Origin of the sequence: Actinomadura sp., assembly GCF_044508335.1 — a bacterium.
Lineage (GTDB): Bacteria > Actinomycetota > Actinomycetes > Streptosporangiales > Streptosporangiaceae > Spirillospora.
On the sequence record NZ_JBIQHY010000130.1, the window covers coordinates 1 to 19,123 of the forward strand.

At 73.5% G+C, this 19,123-nt stretch carries 21 protein-coding genes; 8 read left to right on the forward strand and 13 right to left on the reverse strand.

Annotated features, from left to right (window positions below):
* The 4 genes from ACIWVC_RS29640 to rimP form a co-directional block, all read right to left on the reverse strand.
* Positions 1–356, reverse strand: a 356-nt coding sequence (locus tag ACIWVC_RS29640) for a translation initiation factor IF-2 N-terminal domain-containing protein (RefSeq protein WP_396454850.1), incomplete at its 3' end; no start/stop codon positions are given.
* Positions 357–464: 108 nt separating this feature from the next.
* Positions 465–806, reverse strand: coding sequence for a YlxR family protein (locus ACIWVC_RS29645; RefSeq protein ID WP_396454851.1), 342 nt, complete (start codon positions 804–806; stop codon positions 465–467).
* A complete protein-coding gene (nusA, locus tag ACIWVC_RS29650) occupies positions 772–1,821 on the reverse strand; it encodes a transcription termination factor NusA (protein ID WP_396451638.1) in 1,050 nt (349 codons plus the stop codon). The genes ACIWVC_RS29645 and nusA overlap by 35 nt, the downstream gene beginning before the upstream one ends.
* Before the next feature lie 25 nt (positions 1,822–1,846).
* The gene (rimP, locus tag ACIWVC_RS29655; RefSeq protein WP_396451631.1) at positions 1,847–2,527 is read right to left on the reverse strand and encodes a ribosome maturation factor RimP; all 681 of its coding nucleotides are present in this window, start codon (positions 2,525–2,527) and stop codon (positions 1,847–1,849) included.
* A 226-nt stretch (positions 2,528–2,753) separates the two neighbouring features.
* Here rimP and ACIWVC_RS29660 point away from each other — a divergent pair, with 226 nt between their 5' ends.
* From ACIWVC_RS29660 to ACIWVC_RS29670, 3 genes are all read left to right on the forward strand, one after another.
* Positions 2,754–3,704, forward strand: a complete 951-nt coding sequence (locus ACIWVC_RS29660; protein ID WP_396451629.1) for a ferritin-like domain-containing protein — start codon at positions 2,754–2,756, stop codon at positions 3,702–3,704.
* Between the two features lie 150 nt (positions 3,705–3,854).
* Positions 3,855–4,268, forward strand: coding sequence for a hypothetical protein (locus ACIWVC_RS29665; protein ID WP_396451627.1), 414 nt, complete (start codon positions 3,855–3,857; stop codon positions 4,266–4,268).
* Positions 4,269–4,361: 93 nt separating this feature from the next.
* Positions 4,362–5,456 carry a TRM11 family SAM-dependent methyltransferase gene (locus tag ACIWVC_RS29670; RefSeq protein WP_396451625.1) on the forward strand — a complete coding sequence of 365 codons (1,095 nt, stop codon included), beginning with the start codon at positions 4,362–4,364 and terminating at the stop codon, positions 5,454–5,456.
* Here ACIWVC_RS29670 and ACIWVC_RS29675 read toward each other — a convergent pair.
* Entirely contained in the window at positions 5,448–6,149 is a 702-nt protein-coding gene (locus tag ACIWVC_RS29675; protein ID WP_396451623.1) for an HAD family hydrolase, read from the reverse strand. The two genes, ACIWVC_RS29670 and ACIWVC_RS29675, sit on opposite strands and share 9 nt — an antisense overlap.
* Before the next feature lie 105 nt (positions 6,150–6,254).
* Between ACIWVC_RS29675 and ACIWVC_RS29680 the strand changes: the two genes are divergently transcribed.
* The 3 genes from ACIWVC_RS29680 to ACIWVC_RS29690 all read left to right on the forward strand — a co-directional run bounded on the left by ACIWVC_RS29680 (position 6,255) and on the right by ACIWVC_RS29690 (position 9,645).
* Positions 6,255–7,811, forward strand: coding sequence for a hypothetical protein (locus ACIWVC_RS29680; protein WP_396451621.1), 1,557 nt, complete (start codon positions 6,255–6,257; stop codon positions 7,809–7,811).
* A gap of 153 nt (positions 7,812–7,964) precedes the next feature.
* Entirely contained in the window at positions 7,965–8,234 is a 270-nt protein-coding gene (locus ACIWVC_RS29685) for a hypothetical protein (RefSeq protein WP_396451619.1), read from the forward strand.
* Positions 8,235–8,442: 208 nt separating this feature from the next.
* Complete coding sequence (locus ACIWVC_RS29690) at positions 8,443–9,645, forward strand: YbhN family protein (protein WP_396451617.1); 1,203 nt, start codon at positions 8,443–8,445, stop codon at positions 9,643–9,645.
* Positions 9,646–9,673: 28 nt separating this feature from the next.
* Here ACIWVC_RS29690 and ACIWVC_RS29695 read toward each other — a convergent pair whose 3' ends face one another.
* From ACIWVC_RS29695 to ACIWVC_RS29720, 6 genes are all read right to left on the reverse strand, one after another.
* The gene (locus ACIWVC_RS29695) at positions 9,674–10,900 is read right to left on the reverse strand and encodes an ROK family protein (RefSeq protein WP_396451636.1); all 1,227 of its coding nucleotides are present in this window, start codon (positions 10,898–10,900) and stop codon (positions 9,674–9,676) included.
* Complete coding sequence (locus tag ACIWVC_RS29700) at positions 10,900–11,658, reverse strand: ATP-binding cassette domain-containing protein (protein ID WP_396451615.1); 759 nt, start codon at positions 11,656–11,658, stop codon at positions 10,900–10,902. The genes ACIWVC_RS29695 and ACIWVC_RS29700 overlap by 1 nt, the downstream gene beginning before the upstream one ends.
* Before the next feature lie 189 nt (positions 11,659–11,847).
* Positions 11,848–13,131: a sugar ABC transporter permease gene (locus ACIWVC_RS29705; protein WP_396451614.1), complete on the reverse strand. Its 1,284-nt coding sequence runs from the start codon at positions 13,129–13,131 to the stop codon at positions 11,848–11,850.
* A gap of 11 nt (positions 13,132–13,142) precedes the next feature.
* The gene (locus ACIWVC_RS29710; protein WP_396451612.1) at positions 13,143–13,928 is read right to left on the reverse strand and encodes an ATP-binding cassette domain-containing protein; all 786 of its coding nucleotides are present in this window, start codon (positions 13,926–13,928) and stop codon (positions 13,143–13,145) included.
* 116 nt (positions 13,929–14,044) lie between these two features.
* Entirely contained in the window at positions 14,045–15,127 is a 1,083-nt protein-coding gene (locus tag ACIWVC_RS29715; protein ID WP_396451610.1) for a sugar ABC transporter substrate-binding protein, read from the reverse strand.
* A gap of 382 nt (positions 15,128–15,509) precedes the next feature.
* Positions 15,510–15,806 (reverse strand): hypothetical protein, encoded by a 297-nt coding sequence (locus ACIWVC_RS29720; RefSeq protein ID WP_396451609.1) that lies wholly within the window; start codon positions 15,804–15,806, stop codon positions 15,510–15,512.
* Between the two features lie 198 nt (positions 15,807–16,004).
* On the opposite strand from ACIWVC_RS29720, the gene ACIWVC_RS29725 reads away from it, so the two are divergent.
* Positions 16,005–16,580 carry a hypothetical protein gene (locus ACIWVC_RS29725; protein WP_396451607.1) on the forward strand — a complete coding sequence of 192 codons (576 nt, stop codon included), beginning with the start codon at positions 16,005–16,007 and terminating at the stop codon, positions 16,578–16,580.
* A gap of 63 nt (positions 16,581–16,643) precedes the next feature.
* Here the strand turns inward: ACIWVC_RS29725 and ACIWVC_RS29730 are convergent, their stop codons facing one another.
* On the reverse strand, positions 16,644–17,312 hold the full coding sequence (locus ACIWVC_RS29730; RefSeq protein ID WP_396451605.1) for a hypothetical protein: 669 nt from the start codon (positions 17,310–17,312) through the stop codon (positions 16,644–16,646).
* Between the two features lie 102 nt (positions 17,313–17,414).
* Between ACIWVC_RS29730 and ACIWVC_RS29735 the strand changes: the two genes are divergently transcribed.
* Positions 17,415–18,485: a hypothetical protein gene (locus ACIWVC_RS29735; protein ID WP_396451603.1), complete on the forward strand. Its 1,071-nt coding sequence runs from the start codon at positions 17,415–17,417 to the stop codon at positions 18,483–18,485.
* 28 nt (positions 18,486–18,513) lie between these two features.
* Here ACIWVC_RS29735 and ACIWVC_RS29740 read toward each other — a convergent pair whose 3' ends face one another.
* On the reverse strand, positions 18,514–19,095 hold the full coding sequence (locus tag ACIWVC_RS29740) for a TetR/AcrR family transcriptional regulator (RefSeq protein WP_396451602.1): 582 nt from the start codon (positions 19,093–19,095) through the stop codon (positions 18,514–18,516).
* Positions 19,096–19,123: the final 28 nt, after the last annotated feature.

A 19,123-nucleotide genomic window follows, 5' to 3' on the forward strand; every position in this document is an offset into this window, starting at 1 on the left:
GGCGCGCCGCCCTGGCCGCCGGGGCCCGGCTTGGGCGCGGGCGGGCGCGGCGCGGCGGGCCGGGGGGCCTGCGGGCGCGCACCCTGCCCGTCGGAGGCGCCGCCGGGCGGACCCGGACGCGGCGCGGCTGGACGCGGGCCCGACGGCCGCTTCGGCGCGGCCCGCTTGTCCCCCTGCTTGGGGGACGGAGAAGAAGAAGAATTGGAGAAGGCTTCCGTGAGCCTGCGAACGACCGGCGCCTCGATCGTGGAGGACGCCGACCGGACGAACTCGCCCATTTCCTGGAGCTTGGCCATGACGACCTTGCTCTCTACACCGAACTCCTTGGCGAGCTCATATACCCGGACCTTGGCCACTGCACTCCCTACTCGGTCCGGGGGTGGGGCCTCCGGACCGTCGCTAACTTGCCGTACTCATCGCGGCGTGCTCATCGAGCGCTCATAGCAATCTCGACCTGCTTCCGACTAGACGTCGCTTACCATTCGGCCATCCTGCTGCTGCGCGGCGTGTGCCGCAAGCCGCTCCCGCAGCGCACGGGCGTCGAGCGGGCCCGGCAGGCGGAACGCCCGCGGGAACGCCCGACGTCGCTCTGCGAGCTCGAGACACGCCGGATCGGGGTGCAGGTGCGCGCCCCGTCCCGGCAGCCGCCCATGAGGGTCGGGGACGATGACGCCCTCGACCACCACCAGGCGCAGCAAGTCGGACTTGGCCGTGCGAACCCGGCAGCCCACACACGTGCGAACGGGGGCCGCCCGGCCACGTTCCATGAGTCTACCGCGCCGAGGCGTCCGCGGGGCCGGTCGCATGCTCTCCTGACGTAGAAGATCCGGTTTGGCCGGGCTCGGTCGGCTTCACGGGCGCCTGCTCGGGCTCGGTGTCGGACCGGATGTCGATCCGCCACCCGGTGAGCCGGGCCGCGAGCCGCGCGTTCTGCCCCTCCTTGCCGATGGCGAGGGACAGCTGGTAGTCGGGCACCACCACCCGGGCGACCCGGGCGTCGGCGTCGATGACCTCGACATGGGAAACCCGCGCGGGCGACAGGGCATTCCCGACGAACTCGGCGGGATCCTCCGACCAGTCCACGATGTCGATCTTCTCGCCGTGCAGCTCGGCCATCACGTTGCGGACCCGCCCGCCGAGCGGCCCGATGCAGGCGCCCTTGGCGTTCACGCCCTGCTTGCGCGAGCGCACCGCGATCTTGGTGCGGTGGCCGGCCTCGCGGGCGATCGCGGCGATCTCCACGGTGCCGTCGGCGATCTCCGGGACCTCCAGGGCGAACAGCTTGCGGACGAGGTTCGGGTGCGTCCGCGACAGCTGCACCGACGGCCCGCGGTGGCCCTTGCGGACCTGGACGACGTAGGCGCGCAGCCGCTCCCCGTGCTCGTAGCGCTCGCCGGGCACCTGCTCCTGCGGGGGCAGCACGGCCTCGATCCGGCCGAGGTCGACCAGCACGTTCCGGGGGTCCTTGCCCTGCTGGATGATGCCGCTGACGATGTCGCCCTCGCGGCCCGCGTACTCGCCGAACGTCAGCTCGTCCTCGGCGTCGCGCAGCCGCTGCAGGATCACCTGCTTGGCCGTGGTCGCGGCGATGCGGCCGAATCCGGTCGGGGTGTCGTCGTACTCGCGGAGGTCGTTGCCCTCCTCGTCGGTCTCGGTCGCCCACACGGTCACGTGCCCGGTCTGCCGGTCCAGCTCGACGCGCGCCTTCGGCGCCGCGCCCTCCGTCCGGTGGTAGGCGATCAGCAGGGCGTCTTCGATGGCCTTGACGGCCACGTCGAGCGAGATGTCCTTCTCGCTCTCCAGGCCCCGCAGGGCGGTCATGTCGATGTCCACGAGGTTCCCCCCTCTAGTCCGGCTCAGCCGGAGAACGCTTTTCCTCGGCCTGGGGGTCCAGGGGCTTGAACTCCACCTGCACCCGGCCGCGCCCCAGCTCACCCAGGCCGAACCTGCGCCGCACCGGCCCGGCGCCGCCCTCCGGCCCGGCGGACGTGCCGCCGCTCTTCGCGCCGGCTCCCCTGCCCCGGCGCTTCTGCACGACGTCGATCTCGACGGCCTCGTCGTCGGCCGCGACCACCCGGCCCTCGACCTGGCCGCCCTCGGTCAGCGGGGCGACGACCAGCCGGCCGACGGCGCGGCGCCAGTGCCGCGGCTCGGTGAGGGGGCGGTCGACGCCGGGCGAGGTCACCTCCAGCACGTAGGGCGAGGTCCCCATGACGTCGGACTCGTCGAGGAGCCGCGAGACCGTCTCGCTGATCCGGGCGATGTCGTCGAGGGCCACCCCGCCGTCCCCGTCCACGACGACCTTGACGAGCCGGCGGCGGCCGGCCGGCCGGACGTCGACCTCCTCCAGGTCGAAGCCCGCCGCTCCGACGGCGGGCCCCAGCAGCCCGGTCAGCTCGGCGACGGCGGGGTCGCGCGGGGGCCGTGCGGAACCGGCGGCGCGCCGCCGGCCGGCGCCCCGCTCGGGGGCGCGCCTCCCGGCGCGGTGCCCGCCCTGAGCGCGGCCACCGCGGGACTCGACGCTCATGGGCCCTCCTCGTGTTCCCTCTGTTGTCACGCCTGCGGTCGCGGATGTCGCCGTATCGCTCGTCCGCCCACATCTCAAGACTATCGACAGCCGGGGACCGCGGCGGTCTTTCGGACGGCTCACCGGCGCGGCGGATATGGAATGCTTGAGCTGGCCCGATGTGCGCGTTCGGGGACGGGGACCGCGGAGGGCCACCGCCACCACACCACCGGGTGAGGAGTCTGCCTTGCCAGAGGCGATGCCGCGGCGCGCGCTGCTGCTCGGCGGCGGGGCCGCGCTGGTCCTGCCGTGGCTCTCGGGCTGCGCCGCGGAGGCGGCCCCGCGCAGGGACGTGTCCGTGCTCGTCCGCGCGATGGCGTCCGAGCAGGAGCTGATCGCGGCGTACGGGGCGGCGCGGTCCGCCGGCTCCGCGCCCGCCGGGCGGCTCGACGCCGCCCTCGCGCACCACCGGGAGCATCTGGCCGTCCTGAAGCGCCACTACGTGCCGGGGTCCGGCGACCGGGCGGACGAGGGCGGCGCCATGCCGGGCCCGAGCCCCGCCCCCGCGGTGCCCGGCGGCTCGGTCCTCTCGTGGCTGCGCGGGCTGGAGGACCGCGCGGCGCGGGCCCGCACGGCCGACGCCGCGGCGGCCGGCCCCGCGCTGGCCCAGCTGCTCGCCAGCATCGGCGCCTGCGAGGCGGGCCACGCCGGGACGAACAGGGGGGAGCCGCCCGCCGTCCGCTCGACGTCCGACGCCGAGGCGGTGCGGACGGCGCTGGCCGCCGAGCACGCCGCCGTGTACGGGTACGGGGTGCTCGGGGCCAAGCTGAGCGGAGCGCTGCGCGGGACCGCGAAGGACATGTGGAACGACCACCGGGCGCAGCGCGACGAACTGGAGTCGGTGCTGTCGGTCCGGCCCGTCCCGGCGGCGGCCGCGTACCGGCTGCCGGTCCGGGTGACCGACGCCCGCAGTGCCGCGCGGCTCGCCGCCGCGCTGGAGGATGACCTCGTCGGCGCCTATGTCGGCCTCGCCGGCCTCTCCTCCCCCGACCTGCGGGCCTTCGGCGCCGACAGCGCGCAGCGGGCGGCGGCGCGGGCGGCCCGGTGGCGGGAGAAGGCGGGCGCCGCGGTGCCGCGGGACGCGTTCCCCGGGCTGCCGCCGGCGGCGCTGTCGCCGCGTCCCGAACCGGGTGAGTGATCTTCCGCACGGCGGGAACGATGCGCGGGATCGACCGCGTTGCCCCTATGGCGGCACGCATAGAAGGACACCCATAGAGGGACACGCACAGAAGGACACGGGTACTACGAGGACACAGGTACAGGGACGACTCGGGGGAGGAGCCCAGAGGTGACCACGACTCCGAGGGAGGGCGGACGCAGCGCCCTCGACGAGCTGCGGGACGCCTACCGCGAACAGCTGAACCAGCTCGCGGCCGAGCGCGACGCCGCGCGGCGCCAGGCGCGCAGGGCGCAGGCGCAGGCGGACGTGGCGCGCGCCGATCTCGCGAGCCTGCGAAGCCGCGTGCAGGAGCTGCTGGCGGCCGCCGCACGGCATCTCCCAGACCTGCCGCCTCCGGAGGTGCCGGCCGGGGAGGGCCGGGCGGAGCTCGGAGCGGGCGACGCGCCGGAGGTCTCCGCCGCCGGGGACGCGCGGGCCCTGCCCGCCGCTCCGGACGCTCCCGCGGACGACGCCGCGCGTCCTGAACGATCCGGGCCCCGCGCACGACCCGAGCGCGCCGAGCGTCCGGCGCGGGCGGCCTGACCTGGGAGGAACGGCCCGCCCAAGGGCCGTGCGGGGGCCGCCGGGACCCCGTCCCGGCGGTCTCCGCTCGCGGCGTCCCTTAGGGTTCTGCGAATGACCGCGTACGGCCTTCTCGTCTCCCCCTCCCACAACCGCGTGTACGCCCAGTCCGCCGCCGCCCTGGTGCGCGCCGAGCTGACCGTGTTCGGTGAGCGGGCCCTCGGCGGACGGCTCGGCGACGTCCGGGAGACGGAGATCGGCGGCGTCCCGTACGTGACCTTCGACGCCGACGAGCTGACGGAACTGGACATCCGTCTCCTGTCGAACCTGTCGTCGTTGTACGCGCTGTTCCAGATCGAGGGCGATCTGCTGCGCCCGGTCCCGCTCCAGCCGCTGGACCTGTTCGGCAGCGATCTCCTGTCCATCCAGAAGTACTCCGGCAAGACGAACGAGTACTTCACCAAGCTGCTGCTGAACGTCACGGCGATGGCGATGGATTCGCCCATGGACCTGGTGACCGGCCGCCCCCGCGTCCTCGACCCCATGTGCGGACGGGGCACGACCCTCAACCAGGCCATGATGTACGGGCTGGACGCCGCCGGGATCGACATCGACGGCAAGGACTTCGACGCCTACGCGGCCTTCATCAAGACCTGGCTGAAGAACAACAGGGTCAAGCACCAGGCGGAGACGGCCAACATCCGGCGGGAGAAGGCCGTCATCGGGCGCCGCCTGCACGTGACGCTCGGGGCGTCCAAGGAGCGGTACAAGAGCGGCGAGACGATGGAGATCACCGTCGTGAACGGCGATGCCGTCGAGGCCGAGCGCTTCTTCCGCCCCGCCTCGTTCGACCTGATCGTGACGGACGCGCCGTACGGCGTCCAGCACGGCAGCCGCCGCGGCCGCGCGGGGGACTCCTCCCGCACCGCCAAGGGTGCGCAGCCCGGCCGCGGGGGGAAGGCGCGGCTGTCGCGCAGCCCCGTCGAGCTGCTGGCCGCGGCGGTCCCCGGGTGGGCGCGGCTGCTGCGCCCCGGCGGCGCGATCGGGATCTCCTGGAACACCTTCGTCGGCCGCCGCGAGCAGCTCGCCGGGATCCTCGCCGCTAGCGGCCTGGAGGTGCAGGACTCCGAGTCCTACCGCGGTTTCCGCCACCGCGTGGACCAGGCCATCTCCCGCGACCTCATCGTGGCCCGGAGGCCGTCAGGCTGAATGCCACTGCTCCACGTGCGGGAGCAGCTCGTCCAGGCCGTGGATGACGGCGTCCGGGGGCGTCAGGCCGGGGCGCTGGAAGGCGTGGGTGGTCTGGTGCCAGATCTGGACGGCGCGCAGGCCGGCGGACTTGGCGCCGTGGATGTCGTCGTACGGCCGGTCGCCGACGAAGACGCAGGCGGCGGGGTCCGTGGCGCCGACGGCGTCCATGGCGGCGCGGAACGCCTCCGCGTGCGGCTTCGTCCAGGGGATCTCGCTGGAGTAGACGGCGCCGTCGAGCAGGTCGAGGACGTCGTCGCGGGCGAAGACCCGCTCGTGCCACTCGCGGGTCCAGATGGTGTTGGACAGGACGCCGATCTTGATGCCGCGCTCGCGGAGGGCGTGGAACAGGCCGGGGACGGCCGGGTCGGTGTGGGTGTGCGGGGTCCACGTCTCGAAGTGCGTCGCGAGGAGCTCCTCGGTGGGCTCCACGCCCGCCATCTCGAACGCCTCGGCGAGCGTGGCGCTGCGGTGCTCCTCGACGCCGCGGCGCCACAGCTCCAGCTCGGCGCCGGCGAGCGCGGCGGCGGCCTTCTCGACCTCGTCCTCGGGCAGGTGGGCGGAGCAGATCGCCCGCCACATGTCGGCCAGTTCGAGGTCGTGCCACGGAGTCAGGGTGCCGCCCCAGTCGAAGATCACAGCTTGTACGCCCATGACCGGATCGTAACCATAGGGCGGAGACGGACGATCACCGTTTACGCTGTGGATCCTCCCGGAGGGCGCGACCGGGGGCAGGTCACGTCCGACGAGGAGCCCTCGATGCGCAGACCCCTGCTCGCCGCCCTGCTCACCGCCGCCCTGGCGGCGCCCATGGCCGGCGCGGCCGCGCCGGCGGCGGCCGACCCGATCCCCGACGGGCCCGGCAGAGGTTTCGTCCCGGCGTTCGTCGGCGGGCCCGCCGTGCCGGAGCCGCTGGCCGGACGTCCTGTTCCGGCCAACCCGCACCAAGGGCCGGTGGGGACCTCGTCGATGCACGCCGACAGCTACGCGTCCGACACGTACCCGTTCCTCGGGCCGCTCGGCCGCGACCCCGAGGTCCTGGACGAGGCCAAGGGCGGCGGGCTGCCGGGGCTGTGCTCGACGGTGACGTTCGCCCGCCGGACCGGCCTGATCGTCGCGCAGTGCACCCGCGGGCAGAACTTCGTCCTGCGGCTGATCGACCCGAAGACGCTGAAGGACCTCGCGACGTACGACCTGCCGCCCAGGCCGTCGACCGTCCAGGCGGTGTTCTCGCTCAGCCTGGACAAGGTGCTCACCGACACTTCCGGCGGGGCGTACTACTACCTGGACCCGCAGGACCGCGCGGTGCTGGCGGACTCGGCGTTCCATCTCCGCCGTTTCGCGCACGAGAAGGGCCCGGACGGCAAGTGGCGCTTCAGGGTGACCGACGACTGGGACCTCAGCGGCCGCCTCCCCCACGACTGCGCCACGTGGACGAACCCGTGGCCGAAGGGCGAATGCGACCCCATCACCGCGGTCGGCCCCGACTGGGACGGCCTGATCTGGTGGATCACCCGGAACGGGCGCGTCGGCACGGTGGACCCGGACTCCGGCGCCGTCCGGATGACGCGGCTCGCGGGTGAGAGCATCCAGAACTCCTTCGCCGCGGCCGAGAACGGCGTCTCGATCGTGTCCGACCACGCGCTCTACCAGATGCGGGCCGACGCGAGCGGCACCCCCGAAGTCGTGTGGCGCCGTACTTACGACAGGGGGACGGGACGCAAGCCCGGCCAGATCGACCAGGGCTCGGGAACGACGCCCACGTTCTTCGGAGACGGCTACGTCGCCATCACCGACAACGCCGACGACCGCATGCACGTCATCGTCCGCCGCAGCGACGACGGCGGGCTGGTCTGCCAGATCCCCGTCTTCGGCAGCGGGGCAAGCGCGACGGACAACTCGCTGATCGGCTACGGCGACAGCCTCTTCGTCGAGAACAACTACGGGTACCGCAACTTCTTCGAGCTTCCGCCGGGAGGGTCGTCCGCGGGCGGGGTGAGCCGCGTGGACGTGAAGCCCGGCGGGAAGGGGTGCGAAACGGCCTGGACGAGCGCGGAGCGTTCGCCGTCCACCGTGCCGAAGGTCTCCGTCCCGGCCGGGCTGCTGTACCTCTACACGAAGGAGCCCCGCAGGGACCTCCTCGACGCCTGGTACCTGACCGCGGTGGACGTCCACACGGGCCGGACCGTCTACAAGGTCCTCACCGGCATGGGCAAGTGGTTCGACAACAACTGGGCGCCCATCACCATCGGCCCGGACGGAACCGCGTACGTGGGCGTCATCGGCGGGCTCGTCGCGGTCCGCGACCGCGGGTAGGGCGGGTCCGCGACCGCGGGTAGGGCGAGTCCACGGCCGCGGGTAGGGCGGGTCAGCGGCCGCGGTGGCGCGGTTCCGCGGCCGCGAGTAGGGGCGCGGTCAGCGGGGATACCGGTGCGATCAGCTGAAACCGCTGCGAACCGGGAGGAATCCATGAGGGCAGGCGAGCCCGGCGGGACCCGCGGCTTCCGCGAGGACGCCGACGACATGGGCGACAACGATCAGGACGAGGAGATCGCCCTGACCGAGGAGTACGTGACCGATCCGCCGGAGGAGCTGGTGATCGAGGAGCCCGAGCAGAGCAGGGACGGGCTCGGCATCACCGAGTACGAGGAGCAGGCCGCCAGGCCCGGCGACGACGAGCGCCCCCATCCGGACGCCCCCGCCGAGTCCGACGCGGTGAACCCCACCCGCCGGCCCTGAACCCGACCTCGCCCCTCGTACCGCCCGGGGCGCCCGCGTCCGATCCCGGGGTGCGGGAGCCGGGGGCGAGATCGCCGAAGGGCCCGCGGCGCGACCGCGGTGACGCGTGTGGCAGGGGTCTCTTTGCGGTTCGTTTCCGCATCGGGGGGAATGTCATAGGCGGGCCGTAGGTTGCGCTTGGCGGGCTGACTTGCGAGGTGACCGGGACATGCACGAAACAGTCGCGGCACCGGCCCGTCCCCCGGCCGAGGCCGAAGCCGAATCCCCGTTCCCGCCCGCCGGTCCGGCGCGGGACGACGACGCGGCCCGGCGCCCCTGGTGGCGGCGCAGGCTGGGGCTGATCACGCAGTGGGCGCTGGTCCTGGCGGCCCTCGCCGCCGTCCCGCTCTACCGCGACGAGCTGCCCGACCTCGGCGCCGTCTGGTCGGCCGCGGCGCACGCCGACCCCGGCTGGCTCACCGTGGTCGTCCTCGCCGTGGCGGGGTCGATGGGCGCGTTCGCCCGGCTGCAGCGCCGGCTGCTGCGCGTCGGCGGCCTGCGGATGACGCTGCGCCGCGCGTTCGCGATCACCTACGCGGGCAACGCGCTGTCCACGACGCTGCCGGCGGGCCCCGCGGTGAGCGTCGTCTACACGTTCCGGCAGTTCCGCCGCGGCGGTGCGTCGGCCCGGCTGGCGACCGCGGTGATCCTGGCCGGCGGCGTCATCACCACCACCGCCTACTCGCTGGTGGGCCTGCTGGCGCTGCTCGCCGACCCGCACGCCCGCGGCCCCGCGCTGATCGCGCTGGCCGTCCCGCCGGCCCTCGCGGCCGCGCTCGTCCCCGCGCTGCGCCGGCCGCGGCTGCGCGCCCGGGTGACGGCGCCGCTGCGCCGCGCCCGCCGGTTCGCGCTCGCCCACCCCAGGACGGCCCCGTACGCCGAGCGGCTGGCGGGCGTGCGCGACGTGCTGCGCCCCACCGGCCGCGACTGGGCGGCGCTCGCCTCGCTGGCCCTGCTGAACTGGGTGTTCGACATCCTGGCGCTGCTGTCGGCGGCGCACGCGGTCGGCATCGACGTCGCGCCCAACGGCGTCGCCCTCACCTACTTCGCCGCCCAGGCGGCGGGCAGCATGCTGCCGCTGCTGCCCGGCGGGCTCGGTGCGATCGAGGGCAGCATGGCCGCCTCCCTCGTCGCGTTCGGCGCCGCCCTGTCCCCCGCCGCCGCGGCCGTCGGCCTCTACCGCCTGGTGTCCTACTGGGCGGTCGTCGCGGTCGGCTGGCTGGCCTGGGCCGCCCTGCACGAGCACGCCCGCGTCAAGTCCCGCCTCGCCGCCGCCGGAACCCTGCTGCTGGACGGCATGACGGCCTTCGCCTTCGCCACCCCGTACACCACCGTCCCCCTGAACCCCCAGGCCAAGCCCAACCGCCCGTGACGCGGCCGGGCGCAACGGCACGGGGCGGCTAGACGGGGCTGTCCTCGGGGGCACGGAGCCTGGTCAGCACCTGGACGGGGTCGGCGAGGACCTCGGCGAAGGCGAACTCGGCGGCGCCGACGAGGGTCGTGTCGTCGCCGAGCGCGGCGGTGCGGAGCTTGACCTTCTCGCGCGGCGCGGCGAGGGCGCCGGTCGCGAGGACGCTGCGGATCTGCGCGGCGGCGCCGAGGTAGATGTCGCGGAGCGTCCCGCCGAAGACGACCATGCCGGGGTTGAACACGTTGACGAGGTTGGCGACGCCGAGGCCGAGCCAGGCGCCGACGCGCTGCAGCGCCTCCCGCGCCACGATGTCGCCCGCGTCCGCGGACGCGAGGACGTCGCGCACCGCGTCGCGCCCCGCCTGCCCGGGGGTCTCCTCCCGGCCGGCGTGGGCCAGCAGGGCACGCTCCCCCACCTCGGCCTCCAGGCAGCCCTTGGAGCCGCACGCGCAGCGCCGCCCGCCAGGGTTGATGATCATGTGGCCGATCTCGCCGCCGAAGCCCTCGTCGCCGCCGAGCAGCCGGCCGTGCGCGATGATGCCGCCGCCGACGCCGACGTCGCCGTGCAGGTAGATGAGGTTGTCGCAGTTGACCCCGGCGCCGCGCTCGTGCTCGGCCAGCGCGCCGAGGTTGGCGTCGTTGCAGACGGAGACCGGGATGCCGAGGCCGAGGCGGCGCGACAGCGCGTCGCCGAGCCGCAGCTCGCCGACGTCGAGGTTCGGGCCGAACATGATGGTGTCGTCGGAGCGGCGGACGGTGCCCGGGAAGCCGAGCGCCGCGCCCACGCAGACGGCGTCGCGCTCGGCCTTGCGGACCAGGGAGCGGGCGCCGGCGACGAGCACGCCGAGCAGCTCCGACGGGTCGGAGTCGCGGGTCCGCACGCCCTCGCGCCGGTCCAGCACGACGCCGCCGAGCCCGACGCGGGCGACGACGAGCCGGTCGACGCCGACCTCGAACGCCAGCACGTACACGCGGGTCGACTCGGGCCGCACGACGAGGGACGGCCGCCCGGCGCGCCGCCCGGGGCCGCGCGGCAGCTCCTCGCGGACGAGTCCGGCCGCGGTGAGGTCGGCCGTCAGCGCCATGATCGTGCTGCGGTTGAGGCCGAGGGACTCGGCGAGCGTCGCCCGCGACGCCGGGCCGCGCAGGTGCACGAACCGCAGCAGGGTTCCGAGGTTGTGTCGCCGGATGTCCTCTTGTGACGGGCCCGCCTTCATCATCGGCGCAGCCCCAGCTCTCCCGTGGTGCCCGAGGTGATCAGCTCGACCACCTGCCGGTGGGTGATGTCGGCGGTCCTGACCTGGGCGACCATGCGGCCGAGGTACAGGGCGGCGATCCGGTCGGAGATCGCGAAGACGTCGTTCATGTTGTGCGAGATGAGCACGACCGCGAGGCCCTTGTCGGCGAGCCGCCGGACGAACTCCAGGACCTGCTGGCTCTGCGCGATGCCGAGCGCGGCGGACGGCTCGTCCAGCACGACGACCTTGGCGTCCAGCAGGACGGCGCGGGCGATCGCGACGATCTGCCGCTGCCCGCCGGACAGCGTGGCGACCCGCCGCCGGACCGAGCCCAGCGTGCGGACGGCGAGCGTCGACAGCGCGGTGCGCGCCGTCTCCTCCATCAGCTCCTCGTCCAGGGTGAGGCGGCTGCGCTCCTCGCGGCCGAGGAAGAGGTTCTCGACGATGTCGAGGTTCTCGCAGAGCGCGAGGTCCTGGTGGACGATCTGGATGCCGAGCCGGGTGGCGGCGCGCGGGCTGGACACCTTCACCGGCTCGCCCTCGAACCGGTACTCCCCCCGGTCGACGGGGTGTATGCCGCCGATGCAGTTCACCAGCGTCGTCTTGCCGGCGCCGTTGTCGCCGACGAGCGCGGTGACCTCGCCGGGGTAGGCGGAGAACGAGACATCGTGCAGGACCTTGACGGACCCGAAGCTCTTGTCGATGCCGCGCAGGTCCAAGGCCGGCGTCACTGACATGCCGAGGGGCTCCCACCGTGCCGCACCGCCGCCGTGCGCCAGGCGGTCGTGGCTCGTGAGCGTATCAGCCGTGCCCGGAGCGCCGGAACCGCCGGAGGCCCCGTCCGGCCACGCCTGGGAGCCGATGGTGCGGGCCACCGGCTCCCAGGCGTCCCGGGCCGCGTTCACGGGATCACCGCGTCCGCGGTCTCATCGCCCGGCGGACGTCCGCCGGCGCCTGGCCAGCGCGTCCATGGTGGCGGCGAGCAGGAGCACCACCCCGGTGATGAGGAAGCTCAGGTACGCCTTGGTCCCGAGCAGGCCCAGGCCGTTCTCGATGATGGCGATGACGAGGCCGCCGAGGACGGCGTCGCGGGCCTTGCCGCGCCCGCCGAACAGGCTCGTCCCGCCGATGACGGCGGCGCCGACCGCGTACAGCAGCGTGTTGCCGCCGCCCGCGTCGGTGGCGACCGAGTTGAGCCGGGAGGCGGCGACGATGCCGCTCACCGCGGCCATCCCGGACCCGATCATGAAGACGGAGATCCGGATGCGGGTGACGTTGATGCCGGCCCGGCGCGCGGCCTCGGCGTTGCCGCCGACGGCGTAGATGTGCCGCCCGTAGGCGGTGCGGCCGAGCACGAACGTGCAGACGATCAGCAGGATGCCGACCAGCAGGACGCCCCACGGGATGCCGCCCAGCGTGATCAGCGGGCTCGGCGCCCGGTCCTGGCTGAGCACGTAGGTGCTGATCAGCAGCGCCGCGGCGACGACCGCGGACTGCGCGATCACGAACTCCAGCGGCTTGGAGTGCAGGCCGCGGACGCGCTGGCGCCGCCAGCGCAGCAGCAGGGTCGCGGTGTAGCCGATCGAGCAGGCGGCGGCGAGCGTCCAGCCGAGCCAGATCGGCATGTTCTTGGTGGCGATCGCGACGATGACGTCGTCGCGGACGGGCACCGTGCCGCCCTCGCCGATGAGCCGCAGGGTGATGCCCTGCAGGCCGAGGAAGAAGGCGAGCGTGACGACGAACGACGGGATGCGCAGTACGGCGACCAGCCAGCCGATGACGGTGCCGATGACGATGCCGGTCGCGATCGCGCTGATGATCGTGACGTACCAGGGCTGGCCGCCGTCCACGAGGAGCTTGGCCATGACGGCCGCGCTGAGCCCGCTCGCGACGCCCGCGGCCAGGTCGATCTCGCCGACCAGCAGGACGAACACCAGGCCCATGGCGAGGATCGTGATGGGGAGCGCCTGGGTGGACAGGTTGGCGAGGTTCGCCTTGCTGAGGAAGGTGTCGGGCTTCAGGGCGGTGAACAGGATGACGAGGGAGATCAGGCCGAGGATGGCGGGCAGCGCGCCCAGCTCACCGGACTTGATCTTGTTCCAGTAGTCCTGCACCGCCGACTTCACGTCGTGTTCGCGCCGGTCGGTCGCGAAGTCCGAGTCCGCCAGCTTCATGGCGGCGTCCTTCTGGCTCGGGATGTCGGTGGACACGCGGTCCCCCTTCAGATGCTTTCGGCGGCGGTCGTCGGCGCGAGGCCGAGATCACCGGAACGGCCGGCGGTGATGAGCTCCACGACCTGGCCGTGGGTGACCTCGGAGCGGGCGACGTCCGCGGCGACACGGCCGAGGTACAGCGCGGTGATCCGGTCGGCCACCTCGAAGACGTCGTTCATGTTGTGCGAGATGAGCACGACGGCGTGGCCGCTGTCGGCCAGGCGCCGGACGAGGTTGAGCACCTGCCGGGTCTGGGCGACGCCGAGGGCCGCGGTGGGCTCGTCCAGGATCACGACCTTGGACTCCCACAGCGCCGCCTTGGCGATGGCGACCGTCTGCCGCTGCCCGCCGGACAGGCTCGACACCTGCTGGCGGACGGACTTGACGGTGCGGACGGAGAGCCGCGCGAGGACCTCGCGGGCGGACTCCTCCATCGACGCCTCGTCCAGGACGATGCCGGTGCGGCGTTCGCGGCCGAGGAACATGTTCTGCACGATGTCCAGGTTGTCGGCGAGCGCGAGGTCCTGGTAGACGACCTCGATGCCGAGTTCGGACGCGGTGCGCGGTCCGTCGATCGTCACCGGGCGGCCGTCGAACTCGATCTGCCCCGAGTCGATGGGGTGGATGCCGGCGATGCACTTGATCAGCGTCGACTTGCCGGCTCCGTTGTCGCCGACCAGGGCCATCACCTCGCCCAGCCGCAGCGTGAAGTCCACGTCGTGCAGGACGTGGACGGCGCCGAAGCTCTTGTTGAGCCCGGTCAGGCGGAGGACGGGGTCTCCGTTTTCAGCCACGTGTTTCCTTCCAGGTTCTGCCGCACGCCCGTGGCGGGCCCCTGGCGTCCCGGGCTTCCGGGTACCCGGGACGCCCTCAGCGGTGCGGGGCCCGCCACGAGGTTCGACGGGGGTCGTTACTGGACCGTGATGCCGGCGGCCTCGCACTTGGCCGCGTACGCCCCCTTGCAGAGGTCGGCCGCCTTGACGGAGCCGTCGTCGACGACCTTCTTCACGTTCTCCTTGGTGACGCTGATCGGGTCGAGCAGCACCGACGGGACGTCCCGCTTGCCGACCGGGTCGTGCTCGGTGGCCGTGGTCTCGCCCTTCTCACCCTTGATCAGCGAGATGGCGAGCTTGGCGGCCGCGTCGGCCTCCTGCTTGGTCGGCTTGTAGACCGTCATGCACTGGTTGCCGTCGAGGATGTTCTGCAGACCCTGGACGGTGGCGTCCTGACCGGTGACCGGGATGTCGCCGGCCCGCTTGTTCTTCTTCAGGATCGAGATGACGGCGTTGCCGAGGTTGTCGTTCGCGGCGATGACACCGTCGATCTTGCCGTGCTGCTCGGTCCACATCTGCTCGAAGATCGTCGCGGCCTTCTCGGCCTCCCAGTCCGGGACGGGCTGCTCGGCGACCTTCTTGTAGTTGGAGACCTTGTCGAGGACGTTGTGCGCGCCCTTGGCGAACAGGGTCGCGTTGTTGTCGGTCGGGGCGCCGTTCAGGTAGACGATGTTGGAGTCCTTGTCGCCCAGGCACTTCTGCAGGCCCGCGCCCATCGTCTCGCCGACCTTCACGTTGTCGAAGGAGACGTAGTAGTCGGCGACGCCGCCCAGGGTGAGCCGGTCGTAGTCGATGGTCTTGACGCCCTGCGCCTGCGCCTTGCGCTGCACGGCGGCGGCGGAGTTGGAGTCGAGGCCGGTGATCAGCATGACCGTGACGCCGCTGGTGAGCATCTGGTCGGCGATGGTCTGGAACCGCTGGGCCGAGCCCTCGGCGTTCTGGATGTCGCTCTGGATGCCGGCCGCCTTGAAGGCCTGCTCCAGGTAGGGGCGGTCGAAGTTCTCCCAGCGGGGGGAGGAGGCCGTGTCGGGCAGGATCACGCCGACCTTGCCCTTGGCCGCTTCTCCGCCGCCGGAGTCGTTTCCGTCGTCCCCGCACGCGGTGAGGCTGAGCGCCGCGGCCGTCGTGAGGGCCATCAGGCTGAGGATCCCCTTGCGCATTGCCCGGGTCCTTTCTGGGGGCGGCCGCCGTGGCGCGGCCGGGGGTCTGCATTGGCCCGGTGAGCGAGATCACACGTTCACCGGGGTGAATGTTGTGTCCCGCAACTTATGTCGCCCATGTCCGTCGCGCCAGACCTGACGGCATGTTGATTTGTTGTCGGCGGTAACAATCACGTAACACGAGATCAACAAGGGTGATCCGCACGATGACCGGGACGCGGCGGCGGGGCGCCGCGGCGGGGCCCCGGGCATGCCCGTGCGGGGCCGCGTCCAGCGAAATGTTTCTCGGCTCAACATTCAGCCCGAGCCGCCGGGGCCGCCCGTCCCTCCCCCGGGACCGGGCGGTGCGAGGCTCGGGCCGGACTCCGGAGCCGTCCCGGAGTCAGCGCACGGCGAGGACGGCCGCGATGCGGTCGGCTGCGGCGGTGACGTCGTCGGCCTCGGCGATGCGCTCGCCCCACGACCACCAGTACCACCAGCCGTCCGCGCCCTGCTCCGCCAGGATGTTCTCGGTGAGGGCGGCGGCGTCCGGATTCATCACGTGCAGGCTCGGCGACTGCCCGCGGGGCAGCAGCAGGCGCACCCGGAGGCCGCGCTTGACCAGCTCGCCGCCGAGCTCTTCCAGATATTCGATCCGCGTCTTCGACGGCGCGGCCGTTCCCGTATCGTCAGGCGTCATCCTTGCTTCCTCACGGACTCCGCGCGGCCCGACGTGCCTTCACCCTCCCGCTTCACCGGCCGGGGCGCAAGCACATCGGCTGGTCAGCGCGGTGCGCCGCCCGTCCGGGGGCGGCGGACGGCCCGCGTTCGGCGGGTCCCCGGGACCCTATCCGGGATATGTTGCGCGTAGCACACGAACCGGAACAGGGGGACGGAGATGACGGTGGACGCGGACGTCCCGGCGGCATCGGGCGTGCGGACGTGGCACCGGTTCCACTACGCGGTCGGCGTGTTCCTCCTCGCGTACGGCGTGACGACCCTGCTCAGCGGGCTGCTGCTCTGGGGCGACCGGGTGGACGAGGCCGAGGGCTACTTCGGGTCCGGCCCCGCGACCGGCGTCCTCGTCGTCGTCAAGGCGGTGGAGGTCCTGCTCGTCCTCTGCGCGGCGGCGGGCACGGCGCTCCGCCGCGACGTGCTGTTCGTGCCGCCGCTGGCCGGCTGGATGGCGGGTTTCGCCATGTTCGCCGTCCTGGACGTCTTCAAGGGGCGGTGGGGCGGCCTGATCGAGCACCTGCTGTACCTGGCGGCGTTCGTCGTGCTGCTGTTCCTGTCCTACGGGCTCAGCGCGAAGGCCCAGCTCGCGAGCGCGCCGCGGGCCGCCGCCGGGCCCGGCGCGCCGCCCGCCGGGCCGCGCGGGCTCACCCGCACCCAGGAGTTCGCCCTCCAGGCGATCGAGCGGGCCGCCGCGCTGACCGGGCCGCGCCCGCGCCCCCGCCCGGAGAAGCGCGACTGATCTCGGCGGAGGCCGCCGGCGGCGGGGCCTCTCGCCCGGCGGCCCGCCTCCGCGCCGTTCGCGCTATCCGCGGACGATCCACGCGATCGCGGTCATGGTGCCCGGCGGGACCTCGGTGAACCCGCCGTCGCGCACGGCGACCGCCGCCTTCTTCACGCACCTGCTCCACGGGACGTCCCGGGCCAGGTGCACGGGGGCGCCCGCATCGACCCACGCCGCGACGTCCTTGCGGCGGCCCTGCCGGAGCAGCAGCTGGGCCGCGTGCCCGCACTGCGCGGCGGCCTTCCCGGTCGTGATCGTCACGTCCGGGTTGAGGGCCATCGCCGCGTACGGGGGCGCGGGCGGCGGCGGGGGCTCCTCGGCCTCGGCCAGGTCGAGGCCCGCGACCTGCAGCTTCGCCAGCTGCGGCGGGACGTCCGACACCGGGCCGGGCGGGAACGCCCGCACCTGCGCGCCCGCGTGCTCGACGGTGACGCCGGGCAGCGCCTGCACCTCCGGCCACCGCACCCCGCGCGCCCGCCTCGTCACCTTCCGTATGCGCCGCGACTCCCACTCGCGGACGGCGTCCCGCCATTCGCCCTCGACGGCGCGCGGGTCGGTGAGCAGCCGGACGACCGCGGTCGCGGCCGCCTCGCAGACCGCGCCGTGACTGGGCGGATCGGCCTTCTCGGCGCGTACTACCAGCTGCATCGCCCAGGGCGGATCATCGAGGGGGTCGTAGTCGGGTCGCACCCGAGGAGTATTCCAAAACCGGATCCGGCTTTCTCCCCGCGGATGCGGGGTAATGCAACTCTTGCCGTCCCCCGGACGTCGTTCAGGTACGGGAGGTCTCCGGTGACCAGTGGTACGTGGAGTGATTCCATACCGGGAATCGGAACATACTTCGTCGGTATCGACGTCGCTCCCGGCCGTTACCGATGCGAGGACGGCAAGGGCGGCTGGTGGGTGCGCTTCACCGGCCCGGGCGGGGGCGACCCGGTCGGCTCCTGGCCGCTGCCCGCCGGCCCGACCGAGATCGAGATCGCGCGGACCGACTTCGCGTTCGAGACCCACGTCTCCACGTCCTGGCGGCGGATCGCGCCCCCGCGCTCGCCCGAGGACGGCTCGCCCGGCGAGCCGCGCCCCGTCGCCGACCCCACGCTGCGCGCCGAGCTGGACACGATCGTCGGGCGCCGCCGCCCGCTGCTGTGGCTGGCGCCGCTCACGGTGCTCGCCCTCGGGCTGGTCGGGTCGCCGCTGCTCGGCTCCCTGTGGCTGATCGGCCTCGGCATGCTGGCGGTGCTGGTCGCTCTCGGCACCCCGTCGGTCTCGCTGGACCTGCGCCGCGCCCGCGAGCTGGAGCGGCGCCGCGACCGCTACCTGACCCCGGAGGACCTCGACGACGAGGGCCGCGCGATGCTGGCCCGCGTCCAGGCGGCGATCGACGCCGTCCGCGACTCCGCCGTCAACCGCGAGGGCCTGCTGGACGCCGTGGACAACGCGGTCACGCTGCCCCGCCAGGAGTGGGAGATCGCGCAGGTCCTCGCCAAGCAGTCGAAGCTGCGCGCCGACCACGCGGCGATGGCCGGGGAGTCGGCCCTCCCCGAGGTCGCGGCGGCGCTCCGCCCGCTGCGCGAGAAGCTCGACATCTCGGTCGAGGCGGTGACGCGCCGCGTCGAGGCGCTGGAGCGCTACGCCGAGCGCGCCAAGGCGGCCGACGAGGTCCTGCGCGCCCAGCGCCACCTGGAGGCGATCGCCGAGAAGGCGCACGAGTACGACGAGCTGCTCGCCGACACCGTCCGCGACGACCTGGCGCTCCCCGCGATCGAGCGGCTCACCGAGCAGGGCGAGGAGCTGCTCCGCACCCTCCGCGAGCGCCTCGCCAAGGCCGCCGAGGCCGGCAGCGAACTCCCGCCCCCGCGGTGACCCCTCCGCCGGGCGCCGCCGGCGGACGCTAGCGCGGGAGGACCTCGTCCAGGTGGCGGCGGAGGATCTCCATCGCGGACTCCGCGCTCCGCCGTCCCACCAGGACGCTCGTCCCGAGGCCGTGGGCGAGGGCGAGCAGGCGCGCCGCCTCAAGGCCCGGGTCGCCGGCCGCGCCCGCCTCGGCGAAGAGCGCCGCGAGCTGCCGTTCCAGGCGGTCGGGGCCGTCCACGAAGGGCTGCGCCGCCAGCGAGGGCTCGGTCAGCGCCAGCACGGCGTAGGACGTCCACACCTGGTGGAACGCGCGGCTCTCCGAGTCGGTCGGCAGCGCCTCGGAGAGCAGCGCCTCGACGACCTCGCGCGGTGACGGGTCGTCCAGGCCCGCGAGGCGGGCCGCCCACCGCTCGCGGCTCTGCCGTTCCAGCCGCTCCAGCGCCGCGTTCATGAGCCGCGCCTTGCTCTCGAAGTAGTACTGGACGAGCCGCAGCGACACCCCCGCCTCCGCGGCCACCGACCGCATGGTGACGGCGTGCAGCCCGTCCCGCGCGGCGACGCGGACCAGCCCGTCGATGATCTGCGCGCGCCGCGCGTCGTGGTCGGCGGTTCTCGGCACACCCCTATGGTACCGATGTATCATAATG